At 63.3% G+C, this 15,480-nt stretch carries 14 protein-coding genes and 1 other RNA gene; 6 read left to right on the top strand and 9 right to left on the bottom strand.

Features of this window, described 5'->3' with window-relative positions; translation table 11 throughout:
• Positions 1-98: 98 nt before the first annotated feature.
• A complete protein-coding gene (locus tag JQ629_RS33270; RefSeq protein WP_212416206.1) occupies positions 99-845 on the bottom strand; it encodes a YebC/PmpR family DNA-binding transcriptional regulator in 747 nt (248 codons plus the stop codon).
• A gap of 201 nt (positions 846-1,046) precedes the next feature.
• Between JQ629_RS33270 and JQ629_RS33265 the strand changes: the two genes are divergently transcribed.
• The 3 genes from JQ629_RS33265 (at position 1,047) to ppk2 (ending at position 5,439) form a co-directional block, all read left to right on the top strand.
• Positions 1,047-2,804 (top strand): methyl-accepting chemotaxis protein, encoded by a 1,758-nt coding sequence (locus tag JQ629_RS33265; RefSeq protein ID WP_212416205.1) that lies wholly within the window; start codon positions 1,047-1,049, stop codon positions 2,802-2,804.
• A gap of 173 nt (positions 2,805-2,977) precedes the next feature.
• A complete protein-coding gene (locus tag JQ629_RS33260) occupies positions 2,978-4,402 on the top strand; it encodes a methyl-accepting chemotaxis protein (RefSeq protein ID WP_212416204.1) in 1,425 nt (474 codons plus the stop codon).
• 116 nt (positions 4,403-4,518) lie between these two features.
• Entirely contained in the window at positions 4,519-5,439 is a 921-nt protein-coding gene (ppk2, locus tag JQ629_RS33255) for a polyphosphate kinase 2 (protein ID WP_212416203.1), read from the top strand.
• Between the two features lie 50 nt (positions 5,440-5,489).
• Here ppk2 and JQ629_RS33250 read toward each other — a convergent pair whose 3' ends face one another.
• The 8 genes from JQ629_RS33250 to JQ629_RS33215 form a co-directional block, all read right to left on the bottom strand.
• Positions 5,490-6,131, bottom strand: a complete 642-nt coding sequence (locus JQ629_RS33250) for a hypothetical protein (protein ID WP_212416202.1) — start codon at positions 6,129-6,131, stop codon at positions 5,490-5,492.
• A 21-nt stretch (positions 6,132-6,152) separates the two neighbouring features.
• The gene (locus tag JQ629_RS33245) at positions 6,153-6,980 is read right to left on the bottom strand and encodes a TIGR00282 family metallophosphoesterase (protein WP_192736867.1); all 828 of its coding nucleotides are present in this window, start codon (positions 6,978-6,980) and stop codon (positions 6,153-6,155) included.
• Between the two features lie 3 nt (positions 6,981-6,983).
• On the bottom strand, positions 6,984-7,559 hold the full coding sequence (locus JQ629_RS33240) for a 5-formyltetrahydrofolate cyclo-ligase (protein WP_212416201.1): 576 nt from the start codon (positions 7,557-7,559) through the stop codon (positions 6,984-6,986).
• A 117-nt stretch (positions 7,560-7,676) separates the two neighbouring features.
• Positions 7,677-7,837: non-coding RNA, 6S RNA (ssrS, locus tag JQ629_RS33235), on the bottom strand.
• Between the two features lie 52 nt (positions 7,838-7,889).
• Positions 7,890-8,333, bottom strand: coding sequence for a nuclear transport factor 2 family protein (locus JQ629_RS33230; protein WP_212265549.1), 444 nt, complete (start codon positions 8,331-8,333; stop codon positions 7,890-7,892).
• Between the two features lie 137 nt (positions 8,334-8,470).
• Positions 8,471-9,364, bottom strand: coding sequence for a LysR family transcriptional regulator (locus tag JQ629_RS33225; RefSeq protein WP_212416200.1), 894 nt, complete (start codon positions 9,362-9,364; stop codon positions 8,471-8,473).
• A 238-nt stretch (positions 9,365-9,602) separates the two neighbouring features.
• Positions 9,603-9,986 (bottom strand): cell division protein ZapA, encoded by a 384-nt coding sequence (locus JQ629_RS33220; protein WP_212416199.1) that lies wholly within the window; start codon positions 9,984-9,986, stop codon positions 9,603-9,605.
• Positions 9,983-10,303 (bottom strand): DUF4164 domain-containing protein, encoded by a 321-nt coding sequence (locus JQ629_RS33215; RefSeq protein ID WP_192736870.1) that lies wholly within the window; start codon positions 10,301-10,303, stop codon positions 9,983-9,985. Before JQ629_RS33215 ends, JQ629_RS33220 begins: the two co-directional genes overlap by 4 nt.
• Positions 10,304-10,678: 375 nt before the next feature.
• On the opposite strand from JQ629_RS33215, the gene tkt reads away from it, so the two are divergent.
• From tkt to JQ629_RS33200, 3 genes are all read left to right on the top strand, one after another.
• Positions 10,679-12,661: a transketolase gene (tkt, locus tag JQ629_RS33210; RefSeq protein ID WP_212416198.1), complete on the top strand. Its 1,983-nt coding sequence runs from the start codon at positions 10,679-10,681 to the stop codon at positions 12,659-12,661.
• A 426-nt stretch (positions 12,662-13,087) separates the two neighbouring features.
• The gene (gap, locus tag JQ629_RS33205) at positions 13,088-14,095 is read left to right on the top strand and encodes a type I glyceraldehyde-3-phosphate dehydrogenase (protein ID WP_212032939.1); all 1,008 of its coding nucleotides are present in this window, start codon (positions 13,088-13,090) and stop codon (positions 14,093-14,095) included.
• 151 nt (positions 14,096-14,246) lie between these two features.
• Complete coding sequence (locus JQ629_RS33200; RefSeq protein ID WP_212265544.1) at positions 14,247-15,443, top strand: phosphoglycerate kinase; 1,197 nt, start codon at positions 14,247-14,249, stop codon at positions 15,441-15,443.
• The last annotated feature ends 37 nt before the right edge of the window (positions 15,444-15,480 follow it).

The following is a 15,480-nucleotide window of genomic DNA, read 5'->3' as shown; positions in this document are numbered from 1 at the left end:
GCGCAAATGCCTTGACTACAGGACCCCTGCGGAGTCCTTTGCCCAAGTGTTGCACTTCGAGTGTGAATCCACCTCCCTGCGTTCGCAGGGACGACAGATCACCCGCCCATCTTCGCCATCAGCGCGTCCGAGACCTCGAAATTGGCGTAGACGTTCTGCACGTCGTCGTGCTCGTTCAAATGGTCGATCAGCTTGAGCAGCTTCTCGCCGGTCTCGTCGTCCACCGGCACCGTGTTCTGCGGCTTCCAGGTCAGCGCCGCCTTGCGGGCCTCGCCGAATTTCGCTTCCAGCGCCTTGGCGACCTCGCGAAACGTTTCCTTGGAGGCATAGATTTCGTGGCCGCTCTCGCTCGAGATCACGTCGTCGGCGCCGGCTTCGATCGCCGCATCCAGCATCGCATCGTCGGAGGCCACCTTGGCGTCGTATTCGATGATGCCGGTGTGATCGAACATGAAGGAAACCGATCCGGTTTCGCCGAGGTTGCCGCCGGACTTGGTGAAGTAGGAGCGGATATCGGAGGCCGCGCGGTTGCGGTTGTCGGTCAGCGCCTCGACGATCACGGCGACGCCGCCGGGGCCATAGCCCTCGTAGCGAATCTCGTCGTAGTTCTCGCCCTCGCCGCCGCTCGCCTTCTTCACGGCGCGCTCGATCGAATCCTTCGACATGTTTTCCTGGCGAGCGGAAATGATCGCCGCGCGCAGCCGGGCGTTCATCGACGGATCGGGCTGGCCCATCTTGGCCGCAACCGTGATTTCCCGCGCCAGCTTGCCGAACAGTTTCGACTTCTGGGCATCCTGCCGCCCCTTGCGGTGCATGATGTTCTTGAATTGGGAATGGCCGGCCATGCGGGGTCTCTTGGATTCGTTCGTGAGCGGATTTGGATGAAAACGCGGCCTTATAGGCCGACAACCGGCCAAAATCAAAGATTCACGGCCGTTTTGGTACTTAAGTAGTGCCCGTATGCCGGAATATCAGGCAGTTGTTAACCATGACTTCATGCCCGGATGAGAGGATGCGCCCCACATTCTCAACTTTTAAGAGCCCTCATGGCGTTCGGTTTGTTTCGAAAGCGCGTGCCGGAAGCGACCGCGGCTGCCGTCGAACTTAAGGTTCCGGTGGTTGTGGCTGCGACCGACGCGCCCGCGCCTGAAAACGATTCGGCCAAGGAAATCCTTGAACTGCTGGAACTCGAACTCGGCGGCATGATCCGCCAGCTCGAGCGCGCGGCCCATTCGGTCGCCGGCGGCGCCGAGGCGACCGCGGCGACGCTGACCACCATCCGCCACCGCACCGATGCCCTGACCGGCCGCACCACCGCAGCCCAGTCTACCGCGACCACCTTCTCGCAGGCCGCCGACAAATTCACCCATTCGGCCCAGGGCATCGGCGAGCAAGTCCGCGACGCCGGCAAGCTCGCCGACCAGGCCAGCGAGGCCGCCCGCGAAGCCAGCGCCAATGTGGACCGCTTACGCGAATCGTCCGCGGCGATCGGCAACGTCGTCAATCTGATCGCGCAGATCGCAAGGCAGACCACGCTGCTGGCCCTCAATTCCACCATCGAGGCCGCGCGCGCCGGCGAAGCCGGGCGCGGCTTTGCCGTCGTCGCCACCGAGGTGAAGGCGCTCGCGGTGCAGACCCAGAACGCCACCGAGGAAATCACCAGGAAGATCGAAGCGCTGCAGCGCGACGCCGCCGGCTCGGTCGACGCCGTGCATCGGATTTCGCAGGCGATCGAATTGATCCGGCCGGTGTTCGACAACGTCAACGGCGCGGTTGCCGAGCAAAGCCAGACCACCGGCGAAATGTCCGACAATGCCGCCTCCGCGTCGCGCTTCATCGTCTCGGTCGGCGAAAGCGCCACCGAGATCGATGTTGCGACCAAGGAAGCCGAAGCCCATGGTGAAAGCGTCGCCAATGCCGGCCGCGCGGTCACGACCTTTGCGCAGAAGCTCAAATCGCGCTGCGCGGTGCTGCTGCGCCAAAGCGAGCGCCAGGGCCAGCGCAAACAGGAAAAGCTGCCCTGCAGCCTCCAAATCGAAATCCAGACCCCGCGCGGCCTGATCACGGCGCCGGTCTACGAGATTTCGATCGACGGTATTCTGATCAGCGGCGCGGATGCCGAAAAGCTGCCGCCAAACCAAAGCCTCGACGCCACGCTGCCGGATATCGGCGCCTGCAAAATTCGCGTCAGTGAGCGATCCAAGGCCGGCGCGCAGGCGCAGTTCGAGCGGCCGGATGCCGCTTTGCGCGAGGCGATCGAAGACAAATTGTGGGCGATCCACGACGAGAACACCGAATTCGTCACCCGCGCCATGGAAGCGGGCGCCGCGCTGACGAAAATTTTCGAGCAGGGCGTCGCCAGCGGCGCGATCTCGATCGAAGACATGTTCGACACCAACTATGTCGAAATATCCGGCAGCAATCCGGTGCAGTTCCGCACCAAGATTCTGGACTGGGCGGACCGCGCGCTGCCGCCGTTCCAGGAGGCCTTCCTCGCCAGGGACAAGCGCATGGCGTTCTGCGCTGTCATCGACCAGAACGGCTATTTGCCGGTTCACAACAAGATCTATTCACACCCGCAGCGGCCCGGCGACGTCACCTGGAACACCGCCAACAGCCGCAACCGCCGCATCTTCAACGATCCCGCGGGCCTTGCTGCCGGCCGCAACCAGCGCGCCTATCTGGTGCAGAGCTACGCCCGCGACATGGGCAACGGCAACACCGTGATGATGCGCGAGATCGACGTGCCGATCCGCGTCAAGGGCCGCCACTGGGGCGGCTTCCGGACGGCCTACAGGCTGTAGATTCTTGATTGACGCGTTTTCTTGACGCGAACCGGAAACCACTTCGCTTGAAAACGCTTTAGCAGTTCGCTCTCAGGCAAGACGCCAAGGCGCGAATCGCGCCTAGACTTGGAATTGGAATGCGCTCGCCGCGGTGGGCCGATCATCGGCTCTGACTGGAGAAAGCCTCGAGCATGTCCTTTGTGCAGCGTGCGGTCCTGGACACTCACTCCAACCAGACACTGGCCGAACGACTCATTGACCAGCTTGCCGACCGCATCGGCGGGCTCGGCGTGGAGCTTGCCGATATCGCCGGCAACGTCCAGGAGGTCGCAAGCCGCGTCGCGAACCAGTCGGACCGGTTCCACCACTTGCAGAAGACGGCCCAGACGATGGTCTCGGCCAACCGCGACATCGCCAATGCATCGCAGGCGGTGCAATCGACCACGTCCGCGGCCGTCGTGGAGATCGTCCAGTCGCGCAGCGCGGTGGATACGGCCGTCAACCACATCGCCGAACTCGTCGAAGCGGTCGGCCGCATCGAGGCCCGCCTCAGCGCCGTCGGCTCGGCCCTGTCGCAGGTTGCAAAAGTTTCCGGCTCGATCGAGGCGATTGCGAAGCAGACCAACCTTTTGGCGCTCAATGCCACGATCGAGGCGGCGCGCGCCGGAACCGCCGGGCGCGGCTTTGCCGTGGTCGCGAACGAGGTGAAGAGCCTCGCGGAAGGAACGCGCCAGGCCACGCAGCAGATTTCCGAGACCATGCGCGATCTCGACGGCCAGATCGGCAGCCTGATCGGGGAGAGCAGCGACGCCTCGCTCCGCGCCAAGAGCGCCGGTGAAGGCGCACAGCAGATCAGCGGCATCATCGCGCGCGTGCACCAGGGCATCGCGTCCGTAGGCTATGAGATCGACGGCGTCGCCAGGGCCGCGACGTCCAATCTCGGCCATTGCGACCGCGTGATCGAGGAACTCGGCCAGCTTGCCCAAGGCGTCGATTTGTCTTCCAGCGAGCTGAAGCAGGCCGACGGACGGGTGGCGAAGCTGCTCGAACTGTCGGAAGGCCTGATCGAGCTGATCGCCGACAGCGGCGTCGAGACGGCGGATGCGCCGTTGATCCGCGTGGTGATCGATACCGCAAAGCAGATTTCCGACGCTTTCGAGGCCGCCGTCGCGCGCGGCGAGATCACCGTCGAGCAGTTGATGGACGAGAAATACCGCGAAATATCAGGTACTGATCCGAAGCAATATCTGACCGACTATGTCGCCTTCACCGACCGCGTCCTGCCTTCGATCCAGGACCCGATCCAGAAGAGCGATCCGCGCATCGTGTTCTGCGTCGCCTGGGCCAAGGGCGGCTATCTGCCGACCCACAATCCGAACTACCGCCTGCCGCAGGGGCCCGACCCGGTCTGGAACAACGCCAATTGCCGCAACCGCCGCCTGTTCAGCGATCGCGCGGTGAAGAAGGTGGCGGCGAACACAAAACCGTTCCTGCTGCAGACCTACCGCCGCGACATGGGCGGCGGCAATTTCGTGCTGATGAAAGACCTCTCCTCGCCCATCCACGTGCGCGGCCGCCATTGGGGCGCCTTCCGCATGGGTTTTCGGCAATCCTGAACGACAGACGTCAAAACGCCTTGCCCGGCGCGCGCTGTCACACCACTGACATGCGCATTTGAAACTAACGGTGATGCTGTGCATTTCCTTTACGCTTTCTTGGGCGGAGTATTCTGATGACCGAAAAACCAGTCAATGGCTCGATCCATGATCGCATCCACGCGGAAATGATGGACAGTTTCGACGAGGAACTGGAACTCGAGATCGACGACGACCGCCTCGACGCGCTGACCAACGAATTCGAAAGCCATTCCGCCGAGGAAACCGTCGACCGCCGGCTTTATTTCAAGGAACTGTTCCGCCTGCAGGGCGAACTGGTCAAACTGCAGAGCTGGGTGCAGCACCAGAAGCTGAAAGTGGTTGTCATCTTCGAGGGACGCGATTCCGCCGGCAAGGGCGGCGTCATCAAGCGCATCACGCAGCGGCTGAACCCGCGGGTCTGCCGGGTCGCCGCACTGCCGGCGCCGAACGAGCGCGAACGCACCCAATGGTATTTCCAGCGTTACGTCTCGCATCTGCCGGCCGGCGGCGAGATCGTGCTGTTCGACCGCAGCTGGTACAACCGCGCGGGCGTCGAGCGGGTGATGGGATTTTGCACCGAAGCCGACGTCGAGGAATTCTTCCGCTCGGTGCCGGAATTCGAACGCATGCTGGTGCGTTCCGGCATCATCCTGATCAAATACTGGTTCTCGATCACCGACGAGGTACAGCATCTGCGCTTCACCATGCGGATCCACGATCCCCTGAAGCAGTGGAAGCTCAGCCCGATGGACGTGGAGGCGCGCAGCCGCTGGGAGCAGTACACCAAGGCCAAGGAAGCGATGCTGGAGCGCACCCATATTGCCGAGGCGCCGTGGCACCTGGTCGAGGCCGTCGACAAGAAGAAGGCGCGGCTGAACTGCATCGCCCACCTGCTTGAACAAATTCCCTACAACGAGGTCCCGCAGACCCCCGTCATCCTGCCGCCGCGCGTGCGCAATCCGGATTACCAGCGCGGTCCGGTCCCGCCGGAGATGTACGTACCGGCGCGCTACTGAGCGCGTACCGCTAATCCGGCAAACCCGCGTCCGGACCGCTGGCCCGGAATCTAGCGCAGGGCTGCGGGCAATTCGAAGCCCTTGTACTCGCGCAGCAGCATCGCCTTGAGCACCGGCGTTTCCGGCTTGGCGTCGGGCGCGGGCAGCGGATTGCTGTCCGCCTTGATGAAATCCGGTGGCGTCCCCGGCAATTTGTAGAGATTGAAGCCGTTCCGCCGCACCGCGAAATCGGCCTGCAAATAGCCGTCCGCCATCATGGTGCCGGCAGGCGCGAGGTAGAAGCCGTCCTCACGATAGGGCCCGAGCATCGAGTAGGTCTTCGAGCCTTTCCGGACGCCGCTGAGCTGGCTGCTCAACCTGATCAGCTCGGTTTCGCGGCCGTCGATGTTCACATAGACCCGGCGCAGCGGGAGCTCGGCAGCGTCCTGCGTCACCACGCTGACGAGCACGAGCACATGCTTGGCGAGCGCGCGGTATTCTTCAGGGCTGGAAGCCCAGGAGAAATCCACCGAGGATCCTCTTGCCGCGCCCTTCGGCGCGACCTTCGCCGTGTTGATCGCGGACTTCTCCAGCCGCCCGGTCATGTCCTGCAGCGATACCGGGTCCTGCGATACCGGGCGCTGAGTGAGCTCTTGCGCGGACGCCGGCTGCGACAGCACCAACGCCAGCAGGAAGACCAGAAACCTTTGCATCACACCTTCTCGTAAGCCGGTTCAGTGGCCGGTCCAGAATCCCGGCACCGCCGGCTCCAGCCTGCCGCCCGCCCGCACTGGCGCTATTCGCAGCGCCAGTCCGGTGGCATCGTCGGTTTCGACCGCGACGCCGCTTAGTGTCGCCACACCGAACGCCGGTTCGAACCGGCCGGAGGGAATGCCGGTGACGAAGCGATGCAGCGGCTCTTCCTTCTGCATGCCGATGATCGAATCGTAATCACCGGTCATCCCGGCGTCGCTCATATAGGCGGTGCCGCCGGGCAGCACCTGGTGATCGGCGGTGGGCACATGGGTATGGGTCCCGACGACGAGGCTGGCGCGGCCATCGCAGAAAAATCCCATGCCCTGTTTCTCGCTGGTCGCCTCGCCATGGAAATCGACCACGATGGCGTCGGCCGCCTCACGCAGCGGACAGGCGTCGAGCTCCTTGCCGACCGCGTTGAAGGGATCGTTGAGCGGCTCCATGAAGACGCGGCCCATGGCGTTGATGACCAGCGCGCGCTTGCCGTTCTTGGTGTCGATCAGCGCGGCGCCCCGGCCCGGCGTATGGCGCGGAAAGTTCAAGGGGCGGATCAGGCGCGGCGCGCGCTCGATGAACACCAGCGCCTCCTTCTGATTCCAGGCGTGGTTGCCGAGCGTGACCGCATCCGCACCGGCGTCGAGGAAATCCTGATAGATCGCCTCGGTGATGCCGAAGCCACCGGCCGCGTTCTCGCCGTTGACGATGACGAGATCGAGCGACCAGTCTCTGACCATGCCGGGGAGATGCTCGGAAATGGCGGTGCGGCCGGTCTTGCCGACGACGTCACCGATGAAGAGGATGCGCAAAATTCAGCTCCGGAAATCGAACACTTTCTTTTCCGTTAGCACAAAATCCAGCGCCACGTCGTGCGGCTGGGCCGGAACCGCCTTTATTTGCTGCACGGCAAACGCAGCGCCGACGGCGACAATGGCTTTCGCCTTGCGCAAATGCTCCAGCGTGAAATCGTAATGTCCGGCGCCATAGCCGATCCGGTGCCCCGCGGCGTCGAACGCCGCCAGCGGCACCAGCATGATGTCGGGAATGAGCTCGGCGGCCGCCGGCGACGGCTCGGGAATGCCGAGTGGCCCGAGCATCAGCCGGTCGTTCCCGGACCACGCACGGAAGGCAAGCGACTTGCCACGCGCCATCACCGCCGGCAGCGCCAGCCTCGCGCCTGCTTCCGCGAGCTTGCGCATCAAGGGTGCCGGGTCGATCTCGTTGCGGATCGGCGAATAACCCGACACGACCATGCCCGGCGTGATCTCAAACGGCAGTCCGCGCTTGGCGAGAGCTTGCGCGGCAGCCGTGCGCTGCTCGTCGCTCAATGCATCGCGCTTTGCCAAAGCGGCAGCGCGAAGGTCTGCTTTCGAAGCACTTGCCGTCATGCAGCGTTCTGTTCCGCCGAACATCGCCCGCGAAGACGGACGAAGCGAAAGTTGCAGGGCCTAGGTGGTGAAGCCGGTAGAGTAAAAGCTCGACGCAAAAATCAACCGAAACAAAAGTGCGAAGCCGTAATGGCCGTTGAAGCACTCGATCCCGGAGTTCCCTACGAAAGTAGGTGGGCACCATATGACCGGATCCACGGACCCGGCCAGGGACAGTTCCCGGAAGGATCGATAAGGCCCCGGGGATATATGGCTTCTGACGCGCGACACAGCTTCGCCCTGCCAATGTAGCTACGATGGGCCCAAACCGCCAGCGTTAAGCGTGAGTTTTCAGCGTTTTCCGGGATCGCCATCGGACATAAGGTAAAAGCCCTTCGACGTAATCAGCCATTTGCCATCGATGCAGTGCCAAGTCAGATAATCCACGAATTCCATCGTAGCGATCTGCACGCGCGCCTTCACGAAGGCCATATCCGCTGAAGCAAAATCCATCTGCAGGATCTCATCGGCGCGAGCGGCGCCAAGCGACTTCGGCGATTGGCGCTTATCGAGGACGTTTTTGTAGGTCTCCATCGACCACGACATCATCTGCCCGTCGCGAAATCCGTGAAGGTGGGCGGTGGATCGAAAGACCTCAAGGAGGTGCGACGTGTCGCAATCGTACATAAGGTCGAAATATTTCTGCACGGCCTGAGTCAGGCTGGTTCGGCTAGCAGGGCTCACGGCGGGCGCGGTCAACTCTTGAAAAACCACGCCTTGAGAAGTTGGGGTCATCGAAGCCTCCGTTTGACGGATGAACAGGACCAGCCGCCGCACCTGAGGTCAGGGCATTTCAACTGGCCCGCTTCCGTTACGCCGGCGGCACGACCGGTAGCAAATTCATAATATGTAGTTCCAATATTCCATATCGGTCACTTCGCGATGACGAGCGAAAGCGCCTGCTCGATGTCATCAAGCGGTCGAGACAACCGTCCCAATTGAAGCCGGCGAATGAACCATGTCGAGACCGCAGGCTGAAAGTCGGGGACATGAAATGTCTTGATCTTTCGCTTGCCCGCAACCGCATTCAATTGGCTCACGGGCAACAGCCCAAAGCCAGCGCCGCGCGCGACGACCGATAGCTGCAGATCCTTGCTGAACGCCTCGACGATCACCTTCGGCGGCCCGGCGCCCTCGCGCTCAAGCGCCTGTGTCAGGGCCGTGCGATAGCCGCAGCCTTCCGGCTGAATCACCCAGCCGATTTCATTCATCGCCCGCAGCGAGCGCCAGCGCGCCGGCGAAAGATTGGCAGCACCCATGATTCGTACCTGCTCCTTGCCAAGTCGGCGCGCCGGAAGTTCGCTTCTTGGCTTGCCCTCGGTGAGCAGCGAAATCACTGCAGCATCGAGAGCTCCGCTATGCAATCGCTCGATCAAGGCTCCGGCCCAGTCGATGGAAATCTGGAGGGTGAGATCCGGAAACGTGGATCGCAACAAATCCAGCGGGCGTTCTGCGACAAGCTCAGCCAGCACGTGAGCGGCGCCGATACGCAACACGCCGCTCGGTGCCGCCGCGGGCGAGAGAGCCTCGGAAAACGCTTCCGTCGCATGGAGGACACGTTGCCCGTGCTCAAGCGCTACCCGACCATCGTGCGTCAGAATCAGGGGCTTGGTCTGTCGGTCAAACAACGTCGCGCCGAGATCGAGCTCAAGCCGCTGAACCAGCCGCGACACCGCAGACTGCGTCATATGCAACTGTCTGGCGGCGCCCTGGATCGACCCGACCCGCGCCACCGTCACAAATGTACGAATCTCGTTCAGGTTCACGAAAGCCTCCCGTCACGAACATTCCATTTCGGTAACATCTCCGGCAATGACTTGCAAAAACCGAATGGAGGACGGGATGCGGCATTGCGAACCAGCGGGTCGCGTGAATGCGCGCCTGACGACAGGCTCCGCGAAGCAATCCATGGGTTCTCAAGACAGGATGGGTCATCAAGCCAGGATAGGTTGCTTCGTCGTTGTGCTCCCCGCAAAGGCGGATAAGCCTGCGGCGGGCAACGTCCTACCCGATCGCGACGCCGCCGCCGATGGTGCGGTTCAGCATCTGCGTGGTCTTTTCGATGCGGTCGGCTGCGGCATTGAGCGCGTTGGCGACCGCGGTCTGCGTCGTTCGGGCGCGATCGGTGGCTGCGACGCGCACATTGCGCAAGGCGTCGAGTTCTTCCTCGAGCGCACGGATGCGATGGTTGGCGTCGAGCAGTTCGTCGCACACGGTGAGCGCCGCCATTACGGTAAGCCGCGCATCGCCGATCTCGCCGAACTTGCCGCGCAGCGATTCGACGCGCGCTTCCAGGCTCTCGGCGAGCTTGAGCAGACGCACTTCCTGCCCTTCCTCGCAGGCCATGCGGTACTGCCGGCCGTTGATGGTGACGTTGATGTGGCTCATGAGCTTTCTCCGGCGTCCAGCACGGCGCGGATGGTGCCGATCGCGGCGTCGAGTTTTTCCGATATCTCGCGGTTGGTGCGCTCCAGCCGCCGGGTCTTCACCAGCGAGCCGTCGAGTTCGTCGGCCAGGCGCGAACGGTCGGCGCCGAGTGCCTGGATCCGGCTCGCGAGTTCATTCTCGTCACGGTCGGCATCACGCCGCCGCTCGGCCGCAGCTTCCAGCGCATCGAGCGCCGCCATCAGCCGCCGGGTTGCAGCGTCGATGTCGGCAAAGGCGAGCTCGGGGTTGCCGGCCCCGTTGGCGGGACGATCGCTCATGAGAGACAGCGCGCACCTTCGGTTAAGCCGGCCGCACAGCAAAATCTGCGGTTCGGCAAGCGGTTAGGCCGCTAAATTTACGTGGCAAGCGAGGACAGCGCAACGCCCGCGCGAAGCTATGCACCGGTAGATCGGGATGACCGGTCATCCCGATCTACCGGTCTTGTCTGAGCATGACCTCTTCGGAAAACCGGTCTCCACTTTTCCGGGTCATGCATTAAGCAACCTTTCGCACCGGATTGGCGTTTCCTTGCCTTGGACTCCGGGATTTGAGGTGCTATCCAGCCCAGACTTCCCTAGCCAAAGCCCTCGTATTGCGGCCCTTCCCGGTACGCACCCCGCAACCAAGCACCTCATTTCAGGCGGATTTTCATCATGACGCAGGTCGATCATTCCCGTATGGCCAATGCGATCCGTGGCCTCGCCATGGATGCCGTCGAGAAGGCGAAATCCGGCCATCCCGGCCTGCCGATGGGCGCCGCCGACATCGCGACCGTGCTGTTCACCCAGTTCCTGAAATTCGATGCCGCCGAGCCAAAGTGGCCGGACCGCGACCGTTTCGTTCTCTCGGCCGGGCACGGCTCGATGCTGCTGTATGCGTTGCTGTACCTGACCGGCAACAAGGACATGACGCTCGACCAGATCAAGAATTTCCGCGCATTGGGATCGCCGACGCCGGGTCACCCCGAGAACTTCCACACCAAGGGTATCGAGACCACGACGGGCCCGCTCGGCCAGGGCATCGCAACGTCGGTCGGCATGGCGCTGGCGGAGAAGATGCTTGCCGCCGAGTTCGGCAAGAAGGTGGTCGGCCATCACACCTATGTGCTCGCCTCCGACGGCGACCTGATGGAAGGCGTGTCGCAGGAAGCGATCGCGATGGCCGGTCACTGGAAGCTCAACAAGCTGATCGTGCTGTATGACGACAACGGCATTTCGATCGACGGTCCGACCTCGATCGCCGATTCCGTCGACCAGGTGAAGCGCTTCAAGTCGGCCGGCTGGGCCGCCGAACTGATCGACGGCCATGATCCGAAGGCGATCGCAGCCGCCATCACCCGTGCCCAGAAGTCCAACAAGCCGTCGATGATCGCCTGCAAGACCACCATCGGCTTCGGCGCACCGACTCGCGCCGGCACTGCAAAAGCCCATGGCGAGGCGCTCGGCGCCGAAGAACTGAAGGGCGCCAAGGAAAAGCTCGGCATCTCGCTCGAGCCGTTCTCGGTGCCCGACGACGTCCTGAAGGCGTGGCGCGCCGCCGGCAGCCGCGGCGCCGCTGCGCGCCAGGAATGGGAAGGCGTGTTCGGCGAACTGGGTCCGCGCAAGCGCGCCGAATTCGAGCGCCGGCTGCGCCATGAGCGCCCGGCCTCGCTCGCCAAGGCGCTGCGCGACCACAAGAAGAAGCTGCTCGAGACGCCGCAGAACGTCGCTACCCGGAAATCCTCGGAATCGGCGATCGAGGCAATCGCCGGCGCCATGCCGATGGAATTCCTCGCCGGCTCGGCCGATCTGACCGGCTCCAACAACAACAAGGCAAAATCGGCTGTGGCGTTTTCCGCCAAGACGCCGAAGGGCCGCTTCATCCATTACGGCATCCGCGAGCACGGCATGGCCGCGGCCATGAACGGCGTCTTCCTGCATGGCGGTTTTGCGCCCAATGGCGCCACCTTCCTGGTGTTCACCGATTACGCGCGGCCGGCGATGCGGCTCGCGGCGCTGATGGGCGCGGGCGTCGTCTATGTCATGACCCATGATTCGATCGGGCTGGGCGAAGACGGACCGACGCATCAGCCGGTTGAGCATCTGGCGGCGCTGCGGGCGATTCCCAACATGCGCGTGTTCCGGCCCTGCGACGCCGTCGAGGTCACCGAATGCTGGGAGCTCGCGCTCAACCGCATCGACGGCCCGACCGTGCTGGCGCTGACGCGCCAGAACCTGCCGCAATTGCGCACGACCGCCCCGAACGACAATCCCTGCAGCCACGGCGCCTATGAACTGGTCGCCGCCCAGGGCGAGGCAAAGGTTTCTCTGTTCGCCTCCGGATCCGAGGTCGAGATCGCGGTCGCCGCCCAGAAGCAGTTGGCCGAACGCGGCATCGCGTCGCGGGTGGTTTCGGTGCCCTCGCTCGAATTGCTGCTGGCGCAGCCGGCGGACCGCCAGAAGGCCGTTATCGGCAACGCGCCGGTCAAGATCGCGATCGAGGCCGCGGTGCGCTGGGGCTGGGACGCCGTGATCGGCCAGGATGGTGAATTCATAGGCATGCACGGCTTCGGCGCCAGCGCGCCCGCCAAGGACCTTTACAAGCACTTCGGCATTACCGCCGAGGCTGCGGTTAACGCTGCCCTGAAGCGCCTCTAGAACCTTGTCGGTTCTGATTGAATCAGAACCGAAGCTCTAGACTCTTGTTTTGACGCGTTTTCCTTGCGCGAACCGGTATCCACCCCCGGATCAAGTCCGAGGGCACGCTTCGCTCGAAAACGCACTATTGCGCGTTTCCGAAGTTCGCGCGCCATTTGCGGCCCTGCGGACTTCGGACACAAAAGGGCAGTAGACGGCAGTTAACTTTGGTGTGCCGCTTATCGAAGTTCCTGACCGTGCTCTACGCAACCATTGCAGGAACTTCAACTCGGCGGCGCGTTGCTGACGGTTGAGCTTGTTGGCAAAAAGGTCTACCTAAAAGCTCATCTTGACCGTTCTCGCCCGGCCGAACCGGGCGATCCGCCGTAAGCACCGCCGTGGAACCATTCCACGGGGGTGACACCAGCTATTAAAGGAGAAACGAGCATGGCAATCCGGGTCGCGATCAACGGATTTGGCCGCATCGGCCGCAACATCTTGCGGGCGATTGCGGAATCCGGCCGCAAGGATATCGAAGTCGTAGGGATCAACGATCTCGGCCCGGTCGAGACCAACGCCCATCTGCTGCGTTTCGATTCCGTGCATGGCCGTTTCCCCGGCACCGTGACCGTCGACGGCGATTCGATCAACCTCGGCAACGGCAAGATCAAGGTTTCCTCCGAGCGCGATCCCTCGAAGCTGCCGTGGAAGGAACTCGGCGTCGACATCGCGATGGAATGCACCGGCATCTTCAGCGCCAAGGCCAAGGCCACTGCGCACCTGACCGCCGGCGCCAAGCGCGTGCTGGTTTCCGCGCCGTCGGATGGCGCCGACGCCACGATCGTCTACGGCGTCAATCACGACAAGCTGACCCGCGACCATCTCGTGGTCTCCAACGGTTCCTGCACCACGAACTGCCTGGCTCCGATCGCCAAGGTGTTGAACGACACCGTCGGTATCGAAACCGGCTTCATGACCACGATCCACGCCTATACCGGCGATCAGCCGACGCTCGACACCCTGCACAGCGACCTCTATCGCGGCCGTGCGGCAGCGATGTCGATGATCCCGACCTCCACCGGTGCGGCCAAGGCGATCGGCCTCGTGCTGCCCGAGCTTCAGGGCAAGCTCGACGGCGTCGCGATCCGCGTGCCGACCCCGAACGTCTCGGTGGTCGATCTCAAGATCGTCGCCAAGCGCGCCACCGACGTGAAGGAAATCAACGCGGCGATGAAGCGCGCCTCCGAGCAGGAGCTGAAGGGCATTTTGGGCTATACCACCGCGCCCAACGTCTCGATCGACTTCAACCACGACCCCCACTCGTCCACCTTCCATGTGGACCAGACCAAGGTGCAGAACGGCACGCTGGTGAGGGTGATGTCCTGGTACGACAATGAATGGGGTTTCTCCAACCGCATGGGCGACACCGCCGTGGCGATGGGGAAGCTGCTGTAAGTTAGTCCCGTGTCCCGGACGCGGTGCAGCGTTCTTCACGCTGCTCCGCAGAGCCGGGACCCATTCGCACCGCGACCAGCCCAACCATGGGTCCCGGTTCTGCACAGCGGCGTTTCGCGCCGCAGTGCGCCCGGGACAAGAGACCACCCCAATGACAAAATCATTCCGCACCCTCGATGACGTCGACGTGAAGGGCAAACGCGTGCTGCTGCGCGTCGACCTCAACGTCCCCACCGACAATGGCCGCGTCACCGACGCCACCCGGCTCGAGCGCGTCGCCCCCACCATCACCGAGATCTCGGGCAAGGGCGGCAAGGTCATCCTGCTGGCGCATTTCGGCAGGCCGAAGGGACGCGACGCCAAGGAGTCGCTCAAGCCCGTCGCGGCGGCGCTGGCGCAGGTCATCAAGAAGCCGGTCGGTTTTGCCGATGACTGCATTGGCGAGGCCGCCGCAAACGCGGTTGCCGCGATGAAGGATGGCGACATCCTCTGCCTGGAAAACACCCGCTTCCACAAAGAGGAAGAAAAGAACGATCCGGCGTTTGTCGCCGAATTGGCAAAGCTCGGCGACATCTGGGTCAACGACGCGTTCTCGGCGGCGCACCGCGCCCACGCCTCGACCGAAGGTCTCGGCCACAAGCTGCCGGGCTATGCCGGCCGCACCATGCAGGCCGAGCTCGATGCGCTCGGCAAAGCGCTGGAAGCGCCGACCAAGCCCGTCATTGCAATCATCGGCGGCGCAAAAGTCTCGACCAAGATCGATCTTCTGGAAAACCTCGTCAGCAAGGTCGACGCGCTCGTCATCGGCGGCGGCATGGCCAACACCTTTCTGCACGCCCAAGGCATCGGCGTCGGCAAATCGCTGGCGGAAAAGGATCTGGCGGCGACCGCGCTGCGAATCATGGAAAAAGCCGAGGCCGCCAACTGCGCCATCATCCTGCCCGTGGACGCCGTGGTCGCCTATCATTTCGCGGCCAATTCGCCCTCGCATGCCTATGGCCTCGACGCCATTCCGGCCGACGGCATGATCCTCGACGTCGGCCCGCAATCGATTGCGCGGATCCACGCTGCGATCGACGACGCCGCGACACTGGTCTGGAACGGCCCGCTTGGCGCCTTCGAAATGACGCCGTTCGACCGCGGCACGATGGTATCGGCCAGGCACGCCGCCGAGCGCACCAAGGCCAAGAAGCTGATCTCGGTCGCGGGCGGCGGCGACACCGTCGCGGCCCTGAACCAGGCCGGCGTGGCCGGCGATTTTTCCTATGTTTCGACCGCGGGCGGCGCGTTTCTTGAATGGATGGAGGGGAAACCCCTGCCCGGAGTCGAAGTTCTAAAAATTCGCTAGTACCTTCAACTGACAGCAGATGGGCGCTTAGGGCGCT

The organism is Bradyrhizobium sp. AUGA SZCCT0222 (assembly GCF_018130205.1).
Lineage (GTDB): Bacteria > Pseudomonadota > Alphaproteobacteria > Rhizobiales > Xanthobacteraceae > Bradyrhizobium.
Note: the sequence above shows the minus strand (reverse complement) of the source record. Positions and strands in the feature narration are given on the sequence as shown.